We start from the raw sequence: 16,306 nt of genomic DNA on the forward strand, positions 1-16,306 counted from the left end.
AGGTCAACGGCTTGCATTACTTTTACTTGTGTTTGATGAACCAAAACAGCTCATGCCGCCGGACGGCCTTGCGGAAAAACTCGTTTTCACCCCAGGGCGAGATAGCCCGGGCCGCCAGCAAACGCTGGATCAAACGGCGCAGCCTGCGCTTGAAGGGCATCCTCGGCTGCAAGTCATGCATCATCCCCAACGACATGGCCTTGTCACACTGCTGCTGCCCGGACAGGGGCAAACAATAGGGCTGCAAAGTGTACGCGGGATCAAAAGATGGCGGTAAAGCGATACCCGTGCCCGAATCCCCCATCGGCCAGCGATCGTTGTCATGCAGATGGTTGGCGTAACCCAGCAACGTGGTTGGCTGCCACGCCAGCCCCTGCAATGCCTCAAGTACCGCTTCCTGGGCGCAGATATGGTCGGGGTGTGGATCAAGCATCGGATGTGGCAGCACGATGACTTCAGGGCGCGCCTTGAGCAGCAACATGCGCAGGTCGGCCAGCAGATTATTCCAGGTCGGCTGACCATCGGCGTCTGCCGGCAATGGGAACGGGTTCAGTTGGCGAAACGGACGGATATCGGTCAGCTCGGCTTCCCTTGAGGCCACCGCACGCTCCGGCTCGGCCTTCATCGTCGCCAGTTGCAGGCAGAAGTACCCGAGCTGCACACAGTGCTCTTGCGCCACCCCCGCCCAGCGCGGAACCGCGATACTGTCCCAGGCCCGCAGGCGCCCTTTGAGACGCGCCGCTTCAGCTTTTCCAAGCCCCATCTGCTGATAGTGCTCGGCCTCGATCTCACCAGCGGTCAAGGTAACAATCCAGGACTCAGCTGCCTGGCTGTACAAGCCGAAGGCCGCAAGCTCGGCATCATCGGCATGAGGGGCAATGACCATCACTCGCTGACGACGAACATCGGGCTGGCGGAACACCGACAGCACAGGATCACCCTGCATCCGACAGAAACGACCACGCAGTTGCAGTTGTCCATCGGCCAGCGCTTGCGCCTGACCGCTGAGGTTCAGATAGCGCAAGCCATCAACGCCGCGCTCGAACGCCTGGCGATCCAGATGCTCACCCCCTGACAACTCGATAAAAGGATCGATAAAGCGACCCAGCCAGCCGCTTCTGATCCGCAACGCCAGAATCAGTGTTTCGTCGCCTGACAGCTCCAGCGGTTGTTCCAACACCAATCGCCCGTTGTCGAGGCGTACCTTGGGCTGCTCGGTATCGGCCGGGAAGCGGTATTGATAGTCGTCCGCGGGGGAGTAAAACAGATGGTCGGCAAACCAGGCCTCATGGGCGACCCAGGCCAAGACCGCCAGCAGCAACGGCAACCACCAGGCCACCAGCACACCGATACCAATCAACAGCAGCAACCCAACCAGCAGGCCGATACGTTTATTGCGTCGATGACGCTTGAGCAATATCTGCTTGCGGCTCGGGGACTGGCTCATACCTTGAACACCGGCACAGGGTTACACCAACGGTCCTTGTACTCGCGGTCAGCACGGCCAAACGAAAACCGCAGGGGCTTGCCCAGTGCTCGCGCCTGTTCCCAGGCGCTTTGCGTATTGAGGAAACTCAACACGCTGCCGGGGCTGAACTCACGGGTTTCAGGGTCGACACCGCCATTGATGTACTCAATGCTGATCCACTCCGGTGCTTCGACACGATAGACCAACTGAATCGCAATCGGCGCGTCATTGAGGAAAATCACCGAGCCGATCAACAGCTCGCGCAGCAGCTCGATGACCTCAGCCATCCGCTCGGCACCGGTGGCCGGGAAGCCCCAGCGACGCTGGAACAAATCACAATAGATCGCCGCCAGCTCTGTACTGGAAAACTCTCCCACAGCCCGCACGACACCGCCCGCCTCTTCCAGCAAACGCAGTTCGCGACGCTGGTTGTAGCGAAACTTTTTCGAGAGTTCTTCAGGGGTACGCGCCATGGCCAGCTGTTCAGTCTGAGGCTTGAGGCCGGCAAAGCGACCTTCATTCAGCGCCGACAGGTACCGCGCGCGGTGGCGCAACGGGGCCTGGATGTCAGCAGCAGCCGGCAAAATCAGCTCAGCGTTGCCCAAGTCGAACAATCCTTTCTTGCCGTGACGCTTGAGCACATCCTTGGACAAAGCCAAGTCCCGCCCCCAGGTGGCAATAGACGCCTTGAGTTCGCCGCCCTGCTCCCAGGCCAGGTAACGCACCGGAATATTGGCCAACTGCGCCAAGCGCTCGACCACCAGCGGGTGGGTCGCGACACTGCCGCCAAAACGCTGCCAGGCCTCGTTATAAGTAGGCGCGTCAACGACAGACCAGCCACGCTCGCGCCAGCCTTGGAATCGGTTGAGCATCAGGCCCTCGCAGCCAGTTCGGTCACTTGAGGCAAGCTCCAGAAAGTGTCGCGCACGGCCTGGTCCGAGAAACGCTCATGCAAGCGCTCCAGCATCATCTCGGAACATTGCAGGCGCTGGCTACGGTCCATGGCGGCCAGGTGCTGCAGCCCCTTGGCCAGGTGTTCGGCATCACCGAAGGGAAACAAAATCCCCACACCCTCGACCACTTCTCGCGCCCCACCGCAGGCAGTCGCCAGCAACGGCACACCGGCGGCCATGGCCTCCAGCAACACCATGCCGAAAGGTTCGTTATCGGAGCTCAGGGCAAAGGCGTCGAATGCACGGAAATAACGACGCGCATCCGGCACCTGACCCAGAAACAGCACCTGCCCGGCGATATTCAACTCGCGCGCCAGTTCCTTGAGGTCCTGCTCCAGACGCCCGGTACCGAGGATCGCCAGACGGCTCTCGGCTGGCAAATGTGGCAGCGCCAAGGCAAAGCCCTTGAGCAGCGTGGCTTGGTCCTTGTCCGGATGCAGACGGCCGACGTTACCGACCACCCACTCATCCGGCGACAGTCCCAAGGCATCACGCGCCTCGTCGGCGGGCACCTGACTGGCCTGCAAGGCCTCGACATCAATGCGGTTGTACAAGGTTTGAATCCGCGCCGCCGGCCATGCCGGCAAACAGCGGCGCATGTCATCACGCACCGCATCGGATACACCGAGCAGGCTCAAACGCTTGCGGAAAATCGTTGCGAACAGGCGGCGGCTACGACGCTGGTAGTCGCCAAACGCATGGTGCACACCGATCACCGGCAGCTTGGTGCCCAACAAGGCGATGTAGATCGGCTTGAAGCGGTGCGCGATACAGAAACTGAAATTGCGCGACGCGGCAATTTTGTGCAGCTCATTGATGGCCGCCAGCTTGAGGCCACGAATGGCCTTCGAGCTGAACTCCATGAACAACACTTCGTCAGACCCGCAGCCTGCAGCCACTTCAGGATCGGCAACCCCGGTGAGAAACACCGTGGTTACCTTGTAGCCCGAATCCGCGAACAAGCTGGCGTACTGCCGCGCACAGTCCAGGAACGGCCCGTCATAGCCGTGGCAGAACTGCAGGACGTGCCGATCAGCCGACCGAGTCATAAGGGTCCACGCCATCCTTGACCACCAGGATGTCTTCCATGATCAGGTACTGCAGATCCGAGCCGAAGAACATGTTCAGTGCGTCAGTCGGCGAGCAGATCATCGCTTCGCCACGACGGTTGAGCGAGGTGTTCAGGGATACGCCGTTGCCGGTCAGCACTTCCAGCTCTTTCATCATGTCGTAGTAGCGCGGGTTGTATTCACGCTTGAGCACCTGGGCACGGGAAGTACCATCTTCATGAACCACTTCCGGCACGCGGGTCTTCCACTCTTCCGACACTTCAAAGGTGAAGGTCATGAACGGCGCTGGGTGATCGACCTTGATCATCTGCGGCGCGACGGTGTCGAGCATCGACGGGCAGAAAGGCCTCCAGCGCTCGCGGAACTTGATCTGGTGGTTGATCCGGTCAGCCACGCCCGTGGCGCTTGGGCAACCGATGATCGAACGACCGCCCAACGCACGCGGGCCAAACTCCATGCGGCCCTGGAACCAGGCCACCGGGTTGCCATCGACCATGATCTTGGCGATACGCTTCGGGGTGTTTTCGATCTGGCGCCACTTAGGCTTGCTCGGGTGCTTGGCGCAGGCAGCGATCACGTCTTCGTTGCTGTAGGACGGGCCGAGATAGACGTGTTCCATCTTCTCTACCGGTACGCCACGGGCGTGGGACACATAGGCGGCCGCACCCACGGCGGTGCCGGCATCGCCGGACGCCGGCTGGACGAACAGCTCCTTGACGTCATCGCGGGCAATGATCTTCTGGTTCAGCTTGACGTTCAGCGCACAGCCGCCGGCGAAGGCCAGCTTGCCGGTGTCTTTGAGGATGTCGCCCAGGTAATGGTCGATCATCTGCAACGCCAGCTTCTCGAACAGCGCCTGCATGCTGGCCGCGTAGTGGATGTACGGCTCGTCGGCGATGTCGCCTTCGCGCTTGGGACCCAGCCACTCGATCAGTTTTGGCGAGAAATAGAACCCCTTGCCCTTCTCTTTATAGCGGCGCAGGCCGATGACGTTGGCGTAGTCGGTGTTGATCACCAGCTCGCCGTTTTCAAAGGAGGCCAAACGCGAGAAATCGTACTTGCTGGCATCGCCATACGGCGCCATGCCCATGACCTTGAACTCACCGTCGAGCATCTCGAAGCCGAGGAACTCGGTGATCGCACCGTACAGGCCGCCCAGGGAGTCCGGATCGTAGAATTCCTTGATCTTGTGGATCTTGCCGTTTTCGCCGTAGCCGAAGAAGGTGGTGGCGTACTCGCCCTTGCCGTCGATCCCGAGGATCGCGGTCTTCTCCTGGAAGCCCGAGCAGTGGTAAGCGCTGGAAGCGTGGGCCAGGTGGTGTTCAACCGGCTCGATCTTGATTTTCTTCGGATCGAAGCCCAGTTGCTCCAGGCACCAGACGATCTTGTTGCGATAGCGCTTGTAGCGACGGTTACCCATCAGAATCGCGTCAAGGGCGCGGTCCGGGGCGTACCAGTAACGCTTGGCGTAGTGCCAGCGCGCTTCACCGAACAAGCTGATAGGGGCGAACGGGATCGCTACCACATCAACGTCGGAAGGCTTGATACCGGCTTGTTCCAGACAGAACTTCGCCGATTCGTAGGGCATGCGGTTCTTTGCATGTTTGTCGCGTACGAAGCGCTCTTCTTCGGCGGCCGCGATCAGCTTGCCGTCGATATACAAGGCTGCGGAAGGATCATGGCTAAGGGCGCCGGACAGGCCAAGAATCGTCAATGCCACAGGGGTCTAGCCTCTTTTAGTCTGCATGCAGGCGCCTGGCGCCTGAAAAAAGTGTGCTCCCCGCCTGGGCGAGAAACAGCTAAAGGGCGGGATTATAGCGTAAAGACGTCCCGTGATGATCTAGCGTTTATGGCGACCGGTTGTCACTGTGCTCTAACGGAATATCTCGATACTGCCGTCCTTGCTCTGCCGATAGGTCGTGTAAGGCAGCACCAATGTATCCAGGACGCCTGAGGCGACAAAATCAATGGCGACCCAGGGAACCGAGGCGATCTGCTGGTTTTCCATGCTTTTGTTGCTGTTAGGTTCGCCATTGAGGGAGCAGAAGTCATACACCACACCGCTGTAAACACGCGGCACATTCTCACAGTGACTACGCAAGTCCTTAAGGTTCTGGCTCGCCACCGCGTCTTCTCTAAATACCGTATTGAGGGTGCCGCAACCGACCATTGAAAGAGCAATCGCGGCCAGAAGGATGTTCTTTGCAAGATTCACGAGCAGCGCCTTTTGACATAAGGCGAGCAGCTTACCCCAGGGCTGCACAATCCGGGTACGCCGGTAAACGGCTGGAAGATCAGTCGGCAAACACGTGCTGAATCGTTAAACTTGCGCATTTTCCGCGCCAGCGCTGCGCGTTATGGATGTTGGCTTGCTCATGAAAGTTGTAACCCCCACTTGTTTCGCCATGTTGCTTCCCGGCCTTCTGGGGTTGTGCAACGGCGCCCAGGCCGACGAATCCCCACTGGTCCTCGACCCCAGCGTGGTCACCGGGTCGCGCAGCGCCAGCCCCAGCTTCGACCTGCCGTACTCCGTGGACAGCATCAGTCGCGAACAGATCAGCGACGGCCAATTGGGCATCAACGCCTCCGAAGCCCTGTCACGCGTGCCAGGGTTGGTGGTGCAGAATCGCCAGAACTACGCTCAGGACCTGCAAATCTCCTCTCGCGGCTTCGGCGCACGCTCGGCGTTTGGTGTACGCGGCATCAAGTTGATTGCCGATGGTATTCCCGCCAGCACCCCGGACGGCCAGGGCCAGGCCGCCACCTTTAATCTCGACACCGCCGACCGCATCGAAGTCCTTCGCGGCCCGGCCGCCACCTTGTATGGCAGCAATGCCGGCGGGGTGATCCAGATGTTTTCCCGCGACGGCGAAGGCCCACCACGTATCGGCGCCGAAACCCTGATCGGCAGCGATGGCCTGAGCAAGAACCATCTGACTGCCGAAGGCGCAGCGAACGGCGCAGGCTTCGTCCTCGACGCCTCGCGCATGGACACCGATGGCTACCGCGACCACAGCAGCGCCCGCCGCGACCAGACCTTCGCCAAGCTCAACCTCAACCCCGATGACGACAGCAAACTGGCGCTGATCTACAGCAGCCTGGAGCAGAACGGTACCCAGGATCCGCTGGGGCAGACGTGGGCAGCGTACAAGGCCGATCCGCGCTCGGTGAGCGCTAGTGCGCTGACGTACAACACCCGCAAGAGCATTGATCATCAGCAATTGGGGATGAATTACGAGCGCTACTTCGGCGATGCGACCTTGCAGGTCAATGCCTATACCGGGCGGCGGAGTGTGATTCAGTACCTGTCGATTCCAGACAAACTCGCCACTGGAAAAACCAACCCTGCCAACACGCGCGGCGGCGTGGTGAGTTTTGATCGCAAGTTCTACGGCGGCTCAGTCCACTGGCTACAACCCATCGCCAGCGCACCAGGCGACCTGACGATTATCAGCGGCCTGGATTACGACCGCAGCCAGGATGATCGCCAGGGCTACTCAAACACCCTCAATGGCGAACATGGCGTAAAAGGCGCGCTGGGCCGCGACGAAATCGACACCGCCACCAGCCTCGATCCGTTTGTACAGGCCAACTGGCTGCTGGGCGACTGGACCCTGCAAGCGGGCCTGCGCCACAGCACCATGAAGATGGACGTGGATGACCACTTCCTCGGCGACGGCAACGACAGCGGCAGCAAGACCTACCAGAAAAACACACCGTCGGTCAGCGTGATGTACGCGTTTACTCCGGACCTGCATGGCTATGTGAGCGCCGGCAAAGGCTTTGAAACACCCACCCAGGCGGAGTCGGCCTATTCCAGCACCGCAAATGGCTTCAACTTTGCGCTCAAGCCGTCAGTCAGCAAACAATACGAAGTCGGCCTGAAAGCGCGGATCGGCCAGGACACCCGCGTCAACGCGGCGCTATTCCAGATCACCACCGACGACGAGCTAGTGGTGCAACAATCCAGCGGCGGCCGCACCACCTACCAAAACGCCGGCCGCACCTTGCGCCGAGGCTTTGAGCTGGGCATCGAAAGCCAACTGAGCGAGCAGTGGAGCACCAACATCGCCTACACCCGCCTGCAAGCCACCTATGACAGCGACTTCATCAGCGGCGGAAAAACTCCGGTCGACAAGGGCAACTACTTGCCCGGCGTACCGCAAACCACGCTGTTTGCCGAGCTGAACTGGAAACCCCGGGATTGGGTCAGCACCGCCGTCGAGGGCATGTACCGCAGCAAGGTCTACGTCGAAGACACCAACCAGGAACATGCTGCGCCTGGCTACAGCGTGTTCAACTGGCGTGCACAGTTTGAGCAGAAGGTGGAGCACTGGACCTTTCACCAGACCTTGCGTCTGGATAACTTGCTGGATCGCCAGTATGTCGGCTCAGTGATTGTCGCAGATGGCAACGGCCGCTATTACGAGGCCGCACCTGGGCGTTCCTGGTACATGGGAGCCGGTGCGCAATATCAATTTTGAGCCACGGCAGTACAGACTGGAGACGGCTCTCGATGAGAGCCACCTCCATCGATCTTAAATGAATTGCCTGGCTCTCAAAGAGCTCATGCCATTCGGCATTATCGCTGCGGCTTGCGAACGTAGCATCTTCACCTCAGCACTAATACGGGGCTCACCGAGAGTTTGCGTCGGGAGCCTATCGCTTTCTGGTTCCCAGCCTAAACTGAACCCCTCCGCCTCCATATTCACCAAGTGCTTCAGATAATATGTTTCATTCCTGGGCAGGCACTCAAGATCCTTGGCAACTTGAAGCGGCAGCGGGCCAAACTTACCCGCACGCAGATCATCTGTTGAGATACCTTCTTCAGGGTCAACACGCAACTTAGGAAAAAGTGCCTTCAAGTTACGCGAAGCAGTAACCGATGCACTTTCGATACCCCCCAACTCCAAAGTCACTCGCTTCAGCGCTTCAGTTACAAAAGGCGGATCACCAACATCATAGATTTTACCAGAAGGGTCTTCAGGCTCCCACGCCAATTCCTCCTCACCGCTCATCCCCAAGTAACTGCGCAGCGAATAGTTCTGGTCTTTTGGCAAGGACTCCAGATCTTTAGCAATGTGAAGAGGGAGCGGATCAAATTTCCCTGCACGCAAGTCTCGCGCCGACAGTCCAGCCGACGCGTCTATATTATTTGCGTGAGGAAACATCGAATGTAGAACACTGCCAGGCCCATCATCGTCGGGCAGGTCGAATGGGGCTGAGTTGCCACTGCCACCGCTATCCACGAGCGCACTTGAATCGTGTCCGGGACCGTCCATATTTTGCGGGTTGATCCACGCAGAAAAACTTTCCAAAAATGCATTGCCGACTAAAAACATATATACATCCCTCGTATTTTAAAAAACAAGACAAAGCGAACTAGCCGACAACAAAACTACCGCCAAATAGAAAAACAACACACACTGACTTTCCAATAAAATGTATCCATCAAGACAGCAAAAAACGGAAACCTGTCGTCAATAAACAAAACACATACAGAAAAACAAAACAGAAAGAGACAAAAACACCAAGCGTGTTAAGTCACAGAGCCCCCACCCAATCAGGGCGACTCATTTCACCAGCAACAATAATTTAACAACTCGAAATCAACGAGAGAGAAAAAACCAAAAAACCACGGCAATCAAATTCAAAAAACAATGCCTGAGAAGTACAACTTTCCAAACATATCAGCACAATTAAACACGATGGATAACTTCAGCTCGCTGCCTGCACTCGGGGTGAGCACCTATGGTTGAAATGCTCCTCCCCGAAACGCTCAATCAGCTGACAAGCTCGACCTGCCTGGGCAACCGCTGATCAATCAGCCGATACAACGCGCTACTCTCTGGCCAGTTACGCATGAACCGCGCCCGATCCTTGGCGTAGGCCGGGGCGAAGCTACTGACACCGCCGTGCTGACACATCGAGTCCAGATCAATCAGTGTCCAGCGACCCTCGTGCCAGAACAGGTTATGGCCCTTGAAATCACCATGGCTGATGCGCTCGCGAATCAACTCAGCGAACAAATGGTCCAGCGCCAACAGCTCGGCTTCGGGAGCTTCACCGCTTTCAACATACGGCGAAAAACGCTCGATGATGTCCGGACCCGGCAGGTACTCAGTGACCAGGTAGGCCCGACTGCGCAGCCAGAAAAAGCGCTTTTCCAACAATGCCAACGGCTTGGGCGTGGCGATGCCAAGAAACGCCAGGCGGTTGCCCTCACGCCAGGAGTGCCAGGCGCGGCTCGGCCGCCAGAAACGCTTGAGCCAATGGGCGAAACCCTTGATGTTGTAGCGCTTGATCACCAGCGGTCGGCCCGCCACTTCGACCTTGGCCACACTGGCCGCGCCGCCGGTCTTGTACAGATGTCCCTGATCGAGCAAAGCGTCAGCCTGCTCCAGCACCGGCAGCATCGCCGTTTCTTCCTCCCGGCGAATCGCGCGCAAGGCAAAAGGCCCACGCAACACGCTGAACAGCGTGCATTCGCGACCCACCTTGCTCAAGAAATCCCGCAGACGCCAGGCACTGACTTTACGCACCTGCTTTTGCAGGGCTTCCAGCGGCAGCGCGTGTTCGCCGTTGCTCAACAGGTAATGCACCAGCAATTCTTCGGTGTACGGTTCAAGGCTTTTCGGCAACTGGGCGAAAAACACCCCAAGGTTTTCCAGCACCCGGTTGCGTGACAGCGGCTTGCCCGCCTGTTCAACACGGATCCCTGCACCATCGATCAAATACAGCTTGCCGTCCTGGCGCAGCAGGTTGTCCAGGTGCAAGTCTTCCTGCCACAGGCCCTTGGCGTGCATCTGACCAATGGCCGTCAAGGCTTCGGCGAGAACCTCTTGCTGCTCATCCGCCAACGGCGACAAGGATTCGACAGCCTGCCAGGCGTCGGCCAAGCTGTGTGCACCGTCCAGAAACTCGAACAACAGCCAGCCGCCCTCGCCTTCGTTCAGGCCATCGGCCAGCAATTGCGGAGTCGTCAGGCCTTGCTCAGCCAGCAGGCGTACCCCCTGCAATTCACTTTGAAAATGCCGCGCCGCCTTACTACCCACCAACAATTTGGCCAGCACCGGACGCCCGCGCCAGACCGCAGCGCCTACATAGCGCTGCCCCGGCAGTACCCGCAGCAGACTGAGTAGCTGCAATTGGCCAGGGCCGGCGGCATCAGCCAATTCCACGCTCAGGGGCAGGCCGGGAGCGCGACCGGCGCTTTTGAGCTCGGACAAACGCATCAACGCGTCTCCTTTTGACTGCGACGAGCCGCCAGCCGCCGGCTCCAGGCCGCAACCAGTGAGCTGTCTTCAGGCTGATCGATATAAGCCGCCAACAACTGTCGAATCTGCTCGTCAGACCATTGCGGCGCACGCCGCAGCAACGGCTCCAGGTCCTTGATGCGATCCCGCCAGCCAAACATCAGCGGACGCGTCTTTTCCAGGTCGATCAATTGCGCCGCAAAGCCGTCACCCGACGCTTTCAGGAAAATATGCTTGGGATAAAAGCAGCCATGGACCTGACCCACACTGTGTACCTTGCGTGCCAACTGGCCACATGCCCGCAGGATCGCTTGCTGCTCGGCGTCGCTCAGTTGCGGCCATTGTTCCAGCAACGAATCCAAGTCATTCCAACCGTCCAGCGCGCGCGTCAGCAAGATCGCCCGATGTTCATCGCCCACCTTGCGCTCGCCAAAAAACGCCGCCTGCAGCGCCGGAATCGCCAGCCGTCGATAGCGGCTGATATTACGAAACTCGCGAGAAAACGTCGGCTCACCAAAGGGCCGATGCAGGGTACGAGTCAGGTAATTGCTCTGGCGCTTGAGGTAGTAGCCCTGGCCCTCAACCTCCAGCCGGAACACACTGCTCCAGCCATCGCCACTGGTGTTCGGCTCGTCCACGGCCTCAAGCTGTTTAGCCCACAAAGCGTCAAAGGTACCAAGGCCGTTGCGCTCTAATAGAGTGCGGTCTTCGGCCGCCAGGAAGTCACTCATTCGCGCCCCTCGAAAAACTTCACCACATGGCGAATTCGCTGTTTATCCGACGCGCTCAGGTGCGAGCGCTGACGGTATTGCAGGTAGAACCGCAGGCGCTGGGTGGCCGACAAGTGATACTTGGCGACCTTGTCCAGGCAGGCCAGGTCCTTGGTGATGCGGTATTTGAGCCAGAACCCACGCCAGAAATCGCCGTTGGGGCAGTCAATCAAGTACAGGGTTTGCTGCTGATCGACCAGCAGGTTGCGCCACTTCAAATCGTTGTGGGTAAACCGGTGCTCATGCATGGTACGGGTGTATTCGGCGAGCTGGCGGCTGACCTTGTCCACCCACTTGGGATCACGCAATTGTGGGTCCTTGCGCTCGGCCAGGACCGACAGGTCAGTTGTCTTGGGCAGCTCACGCGTAATCATTGCCCCACGGTCGTATGCCAGGCCCTTGCGTTCCAGGCCCCAGGCAATCACTTGCGCGGTGGGAATACCCCACTTGGCGAAGCGCTTGAGGTTCTGCCATTCAGACCTGACCCGAGGCTTGCCCAAGTAACGACGCAAGCCTTTGCCGGCGCCGACGTAACGCTTGACGTAATAATTGACCCCGTCGCGCTCGACACGGATGACTTCGGACAATGGATCGCACGTCAGTTGCTCCCCTTGCAAGGCGAACACCGCTTCGAGGCTACCAAAGTCGTCCGCCAGCGCGGCATAAGCAGGCTCCAGGTTCCAACCCGCCATCAGAGCGCATCCCCGTAGCGCTGCTTGCGGTCATACAGCTTTTCCGCCTTGCCTTGTAACCACGAAAGCAATGCGCTTTCCTGCGCCAGGATCTGGCGCAACGGCTGCTGGAAGTAGCCCTTGAGAAAGCGCAACTTGTCGCGCTGGGTCAGGCCGATGTCCAGTGCGGAAAAATACAACGCCGCCAGGTCCTTGTTGCGCCAGCGCTGGCTGATGGCCGAGCGGGTCTGGGCGCGATGCAGGTCAATTACCGAGAGTTTGAAGTCATCGGCAGTCACGGGTTTATCAGTGTGCAACAGGAAATGGCAGATGTAGCAGTCACGATGATTGACCCCGGCGCGATGCATCATGCCGGTCATACGCGCCACTTCGGCAATCAGCGCACGCTTGAGGCGTGGCTCCGGCGGCTGTTTGAGCCAATCGATGCTGAAGTCTTCCAGACTGACGGTCGGCGCCAGTTCTTCGGTGACGATAAAAGAATGCTGGTCTGCCGGATTGCTGCCACGCTCGCCATAGGCAACTGCAGTCATGGTGGGTACGCCGACTTCTTGCAGGCGTTGAACCGCCTGCCATTCCTGGCCCGCGCCCAACACCGGCAGCTTGGCGGTCAGCAGGTTCTTGAAAATCTCACCCCAGCCGATGCCACGGTGGATTTTCACAAAGTAGCCGCGTCCGTCTACCTCGGTGCGCAAGGTGCGCCGGGCCTCCAGTTCACGGTAAACCTGACCGTCCAACAACTCGACTTCGGCAAACGCATCGCGTCCGGCCCAAAGGGTCTTGAACGGTTCGGCAAGAATCAACTTCATTAGTGTTGCTCCGCCAGAATCACATCAGCAGCGTGCTGCGGCATGCTATAGAGGTCGGCCGTCTCCGCGAAGGCCAGACCATTACGGCTCCAGGCCGCGCGCTGTTGTGGGTCGTTAAGCATCCGTGCCAAGTATTGATTGAGCTGGGCCTGCTCAAAAGGTTCATCCAGCACCAGGCCGCTGTCGGCCTCGGCAATGTAATGGGCATAACCACAGACCGCCGTGACGAGCACCGGCAGCCCGGCCACCAGGGCCTCCAGCAGCACAGTTCCGGTGTTTTCGTTGTAGGCCGGATGAATCAGCAAGTCGGCGCCGAGCAGGAAACGTGGGATATCACTGCGCCCCTTGAGGAACTGCACGTTATCACCGAGCCCCAAGGTAGCACTCTGCAATTGGAATACTTTGGGGTCATCCTGACCAATTACAAACAGGCGCGTACGTTTTTTCAGTTCAGCCGGCAGGGCCGCCAGTGCTTTCAGGCTGCGGTCCACGCCCTTGGTCTTGAAGCCGGAACCGATTTGCACCAGCAGCAAATCATCCTCGCCGAGGTTGAATTCCTCACGGAACCCGGCACGAATCTCGGCCGCGTTGGGCGGTGCCCGACGATCCTGGGCGATACCCGGCGGCAGCAAATGGAAACGCTCCAGCGGCGTGTCGTAATGCTTGATGAACAGCGGCTGCTGAACTTCAGAAATCATCAAGACTTCGGTCTTGGCATCCTTGGCGAATACCGCACGCTCGTATTCGGCAAAGTGCCGGTAGCGGCCAAAGCTGCGGTACAGCGAATGACGCAGGTTTTGCGCCTTGTCTTCAAAGCAGCCGTCGGCGGCGTAGTACACGTCCAGGCCCGGCATCTTGTTGAAGCCGATCAGGCGATCCACCGGGCGCTTGGCCAGGTCAGCCTCCATCCAGGCGCTCAACTTCTCATTGCGCCGATGGTTGAAGAACGCCTTGACCGGCGCCACCAGCACTTCGAAGCCAGGCGGCACGTCACCTTCCCAAATCAGGGTGTAGACCCGGATCTGATGGCCGCGCTGCTGGCACTCCAGCGCAATGCGCATGAAGTCGCGCTGCAGGCCACCAAAGGGGAAATATTTGTACAGCACAAAAGCCAGTTGCATCAGCGCAGCTCCTCAGCCAGTAACAACGTGCTTAATCGGCTCGCGACACGCTCAGGGTTCAGGCGAGTGAAACACAGGGGCCACTCGCGTTTTATGTCAAACCGGCGCTGATCATCAGCGGTCGGTTGATAGGTGCATTTCTTTTGCAGGCACGGCGCGCAAGGGAAGTCGCTGGCCAGGTGAATCTGGCCCTTGCCATAGGCACCGGTCAGGCCGGGATTAGTGGGGCCGAACAGGGAAATGGTCGGCACATCCAGGGCCGCAGCCAGGTGACCGAGGCCGGTATCCACTGCAACACAGGCCTTGGCGCCAGCCAGCACCCGCGCCACACCCGCCAGGTTCAGCTTGGGCAATACTTCGGCGTGACTCAAACCCTGGGCCAGCCGTTCGGCACGGGATTTTTCGGTAGCGTTGCCCCAGGGCAGCTTCACATCGACCCCCAGCCGGTCCATGCGCTCGGCCAACTCGCGCCAGTAGGCTTCCGGCCAGTGCTTGGTGTCCCAGGTGGTGCCGTGGAGCAGCAACACGAAAGGCTTCTTCGGCGGCAACCCCAGCAGTTTATCGACACGCAGACCGTAATCCCCCAGGCCCTTGGGCAAGTCATAACCCAGGGCGACGGCGAACAACTGGCGCAGGCGCTCCACCGCATGTTGTCCACGGGCGACTGCAAGGCGTCGGGAGTAGAAGCGCGCGGCCAGGGGCTCGCGAGCGGACTGTTTATCGAAACCGGCCACCGGGGCACGCACATAACGAGTCAGCCAGGCGCTTTTCAGCAGGCCTTGGGCGTCGATCACCAAGTCGTATTTAGTCGACTGGATACGCTGCTTGAAGCGCCGCCATTCACCACTCTTGATGGTTTGCCAGATGTTCTTGCGCCAGCGGCGGATCGCCACCGGAATCACGTTATCCACAGCAGGATGCCAGGTGGGGATTTCGGCAAAGCCTTCTTCCACCACCCAGTCAAAGCGAATCCCCGGGATCGCCCGCGCCGCGTCGGTCAAGGCCGGCAGGGCGTGGATCACATCACCCAGGGATGAGGTCTTGATTACCAGTACCCGCAACTTAACGAACCTCGACCACGGAGCCCTGCAACCGCTGCAAGGCATCGGCCACCGGTTGCGGCAGCAATTGGCGCAGGCAGTTGTAATGGCCGAAACGGCAGGTGCGATCAAAGCACGGGCTGCAATCGAGGCCCAGGCGCACCACTTCGACCTTGTCGGCCAACGGCGGAGTGAAGCCTGGAGACGTGGAGCCATACACCGCCACCAGTGGGCGATTGAGCGCGGCAGCAACGTGCATCAGGCCGGAGTCGTTGGACACTACCGAATCGGCACACGACAGCAGGTCGATGGCCTCGGCCAGGGACGTGTCGCCGCTGAGATTGACCGCTTCTTCGCGCAGGCCCGGGATCAAGCGCTGGCGAATGTCTTCGCCCACCGAGTGATCATTTTTCGAGCCGAACAACCAGACCTGCCAGCCTTCACGGATCTTCATCTCCGCGACCTTGGCGTAATGCTCCGACGGCCAGCGCTTGGACTCGCCAAACTCGGCACCCGGGCACAGCGCCAGCACGGGTCGATCGAGGGTCAGGCCGAATTTCGCCAAGGCCGCATCGCGGGTGACCGGGTCAATCTGCAGGCTGGGACGCGGATACGGTGTCGGCAACTCGGCGCCTGGCGCGTAGGCCAAAGCCATGAAACGCTCGATCATCAGCGGGTAGCGAGCCTTATCGAGCTTGCGCACATCATTGAGCAGGCCATAGCGAAACTCGCCACGCCAGCCGGTGCGCTTCGGGATGCCGGCAAAAAACGGCACCAGCGCCGACTTCATCGAGTTGGGCAACAGGATCGCCTGATCGTACTGGCCGGCCAGGGACTTACCGATGCGTCGACGGGTCGCCAGTTCGAGGGCGCCGTGACCAAGTGGAAAGCTCAGGGCCTGACGCACTTCGGGCATGCGCTCGAGGATCGGCCGGCTCCACTCGGGGGCGAGCACGTCGATTTCGCAGTCGGGATGACGCTGTTTCAGGCACTGGAACAGTGTCTGCGCCATCACCATGTCACCGACCCAACTAGGCCCAACGATCAGAATATTCATGTAGTTTCCACAAACGATACGGGGAGGCTCATGCCTCCCCGCCTCGATAGTCTGTGCGGGAATGGCATAACCA

At 59.4% G+C, this 16,306-nt stretch carries 14 protein-coding genes; 1 reads left to right on the top strand and 13 read right to left on the bottom strand.

The genetic code is table 11. The annotated features are described in order from the left end of the window. Nucleotides 1–22: 22 nt before the first annotated feature. From GNF76_RS09025 to GNF76_RS09045, 5 genes are all read right to left on the bottom strand, one after another. Complete coding sequence (locus tag GNF76_RS09025; protein ID WP_155582832.1) at nt 23–1,447, bottom strand: PIG-L deacetylase family protein; 1,425 nt, start codon at nt 1,445–1,447, stop codon at nt 23–25. After that, on the bottom strand, nt 1,444–2,340 hold the full coding sequence (locus tag GNF76_RS09030) for an antimicrobial resistance protein Mig-14 (protein WP_155582833.1): 897 nt from the start codon (nt 2,338–2,340) through the stop codon (nt 1,444–1,446). Before GNF76_RS09030 ends, GNF76_RS09025 begins: the two co-directional genes overlap by 4 nt. After that, nucleotides 2,340–3,470, bottom strand: a complete 1,131-nt coding sequence (locus tag GNF76_RS09035; RefSeq protein WP_155582834.1) for a glycosyltransferase — start codon at nt 3,468–3,470, stop codon at nt 2,340–2,342. The genes GNF76_RS09030 and GNF76_RS09035 overlap by 1 nt, the downstream gene beginning before the upstream one ends. Next, nucleotides 3,454–5,211, bottom strand: a complete 1,758-nt coding sequence (locus GNF76_RS09040) for a carbamoyltransferase C-terminal domain-containing protein (protein ID WP_178123243.1) — start codon at nt 5,209–5,211, stop codon at nt 3,454–3,456. The genes GNF76_RS09035 and GNF76_RS09040 overlap by 17 nt, the downstream gene beginning before the upstream one ends. Before the next feature lie 153 nt (nt 5,212–5,364). Continuing rightward, a complete protein-coding gene (locus GNF76_RS09045) occupies nt 5,365–5,706 on the bottom strand; it encodes a YceK/YidQ family lipoprotein (RefSeq protein ID WP_379652613.1) in 342 nt (113 codons plus the stop codon). 160 nt (nt 5,707–5,866) lie between these two features. On the opposite strand from GNF76_RS09045, the gene GNF76_RS09050 reads away from it, so the two are divergent. Further along, nucleotides 5,867–7,975: a TonB-dependent receptor family protein gene (locus tag GNF76_RS09050; RefSeq protein ID WP_178123244.1), complete on the top strand. Its 2,109-nt coding sequence runs from the start codon at nt 5,867–5,869 to the stop codon at nt 7,973–7,975. A 54-nt stretch (nt 7,976–8,029) separates the two neighbouring features. On the opposite strand, the gene GNF76_RS09055 is transcribed toward GNF76_RS09050, so the two are convergent. The 8 genes from GNF76_RS09055 to waaF form a co-directional block, all read right to left on the bottom strand. Next, nucleotides 8,030–8,833 (bottom strand): hypothetical protein, encoded by an 804-nt coding sequence (locus tag GNF76_RS09055; protein ID WP_155582835.1) that lies wholly within the window; start codon nt 8,831–8,833, stop codon nt 8,030–8,032. Between the two features lie 441 nt (nt 8,834–9,274). Next, a complete protein-coding gene (locus GNF76_RS09060) occupies nt 9,275–10,726 on the bottom strand; it encodes a lipopolysaccharide kinase InaA family protein (protein ID WP_155582836.1) in 1,452 nt (483 codons plus the stop codon). After that, a complete protein-coding gene (locus GNF76_RS09065) occupies nt 10,726–11,478 on the bottom strand; it encodes a lipopolysaccharide kinase InaA family protein (RefSeq protein WP_155582837.1) in 753 nt (250 codons plus the stop codon). The genes GNF76_RS09060 and GNF76_RS09065 overlap by 1 nt, the downstream gene beginning before the upstream one ends. After that, entirely contained in the window at nt 11,475–12,209 is a 735-nt protein-coding gene (locus GNF76_RS09070) for a lipopolysaccharide kinase InaA family protein (protein WP_155582838.1), read from the bottom strand. The genes GNF76_RS09065 and GNF76_RS09070 overlap by 4 nt, the downstream gene beginning before the upstream one ends. Further along, entirely contained in the window at nt 12,209–13,015 is an 807-nt protein-coding gene (gene rfaP, locus GNF76_RS09075; RefSeq protein ID WP_155582839.1) for a lipopolysaccharide core heptose(I) kinase RfaP, read from the bottom strand. The genes GNF76_RS09070 and rfaP overlap by 1 nt, the downstream gene beginning before the upstream one ends. Continuing rightward, nucleotides 13,015–14,136 (bottom strand): glycosyltransferase family 4 protein, encoded by a 1,122-nt coding sequence (locus GNF76_RS09080; RefSeq protein WP_155582840.1) that lies wholly within the window; start codon nt 14,134–14,136, stop codon nt 13,015–13,017. The genes rfaP and GNF76_RS09080 overlap by 1 nt, the downstream gene beginning before the upstream one ends. Then, nucleotides 14,136–15,197, bottom strand: a complete 1,062-nt coding sequence (waaC, locus tag GNF76_RS09085) for a lipopolysaccharide heptosyltransferase I (RefSeq protein WP_155582841.1) — start codon at nt 15,195–15,197, stop codon at nt 14,136–14,138. The genes GNF76_RS09080 and waaC overlap by 1 nt, the downstream gene beginning before the upstream one ends. Nucleotide 15,198: 1 nt before the next feature. After that, complete coding sequence (gene waaF / locus GNF76_RS09090; RefSeq protein ID WP_155582842.1) at nt 15,199–16,233, bottom strand: lipopolysaccharide heptosyltransferase II; 1,035 nt, start codon at nt 16,231–16,233, stop codon at nt 15,199–15,201. Between the last annotated feature and the right edge of the window lie 73 nt (nt 16,234–16,306).

Source organism: Pseudomonas spelaei (genome assembly GCF_009724245.1).
Classification (GTDB): Bacteria; Pseudomonadota; Gammaproteobacteria; order Pseudomonadales; family Pseudomonadaceae; genus Aquipseudomonas; species Aquipseudomonas spelaei.

Bases quoted from the DNA above. Each gene is read 5' to 3' on its own strand.
- GNF76_RS09050 (WP_178123244.1), top strand. From the start codon at position 5,867: ATGAAAGTTGTAACCCCCACTTGTTTCGCCATGTTGCTTCCCGGCCTT.
- GNF76_RS09035 (WP_155582834.1), bottom strand. From the start codon at position 3,470: ATGACTCGGTCGGCTGATCGGCACGTCCTGCAGTTCTGCCACGGCTAT.
- waaF (WP_155582842.1), bottom strand. From the start codon at position 16,233: ATGAATATTCTGATCGTTGGGCCTAGTTGGGTCGGTGACATGGTGATG.
- GNF76_RS09030 (WP_155582833.1), bottom strand. From the start codon at position 2,340: ATGCTCAACCGATTCCAAGGCTGGCGCGAGCGTGGCTGGTCTGTCGTT.
- GNF76_RS09025 (WP_155582832.1), bottom strand. From the start codon at position 1,447: ATGAGCCAGTCCCCGAGCCGCAAGCAGATATTGCTCAAGCGTCATCGA.
- rfaP (WP_155582839.1), bottom strand. From the start codon at position 13,015: ATGAAGTTGATTCTTGCCGAACCGTTCAAGACCCTTTGGGCCGGACGC.
- GNF76_RS09070 (WP_155582838.1), bottom strand. From the start codon at position 12,209: ATGGCGGGTTGGAACCTGGAGCCTGCTTATGCCGCGCTGGCGGACGAC.
- GNF76_RS09080 (WP_155582840.1), bottom strand. From the start codon at position 14,136: ATGCAACTGGCTTTTGTGCTGTACAAATATTTCCCCTTTGGTGGCCTG.
- GNF76_RS09065 (WP_155582837.1), bottom strand. From the start codon at position 11,478: ATGAGTGACTTCCTGGCGGCCGAAGACCGCACTCTATTAGAGCGCAAC.
- GNF76_RS09060 (WP_155582836.1), bottom strand. From the start codon at position 10,726: ATGCGTTTGTCCGAGCTCAAAAGCGCCGGTCGCGCTCCCGGCCTGCCC.
- GNF76_RS09055 (WP_155582835.1), bottom strand. From the start codon at position 8,833: ATGTTTTTAGTCGGCAATGCATTTTTGGAAAGTTTTTCTGCGTGGATC.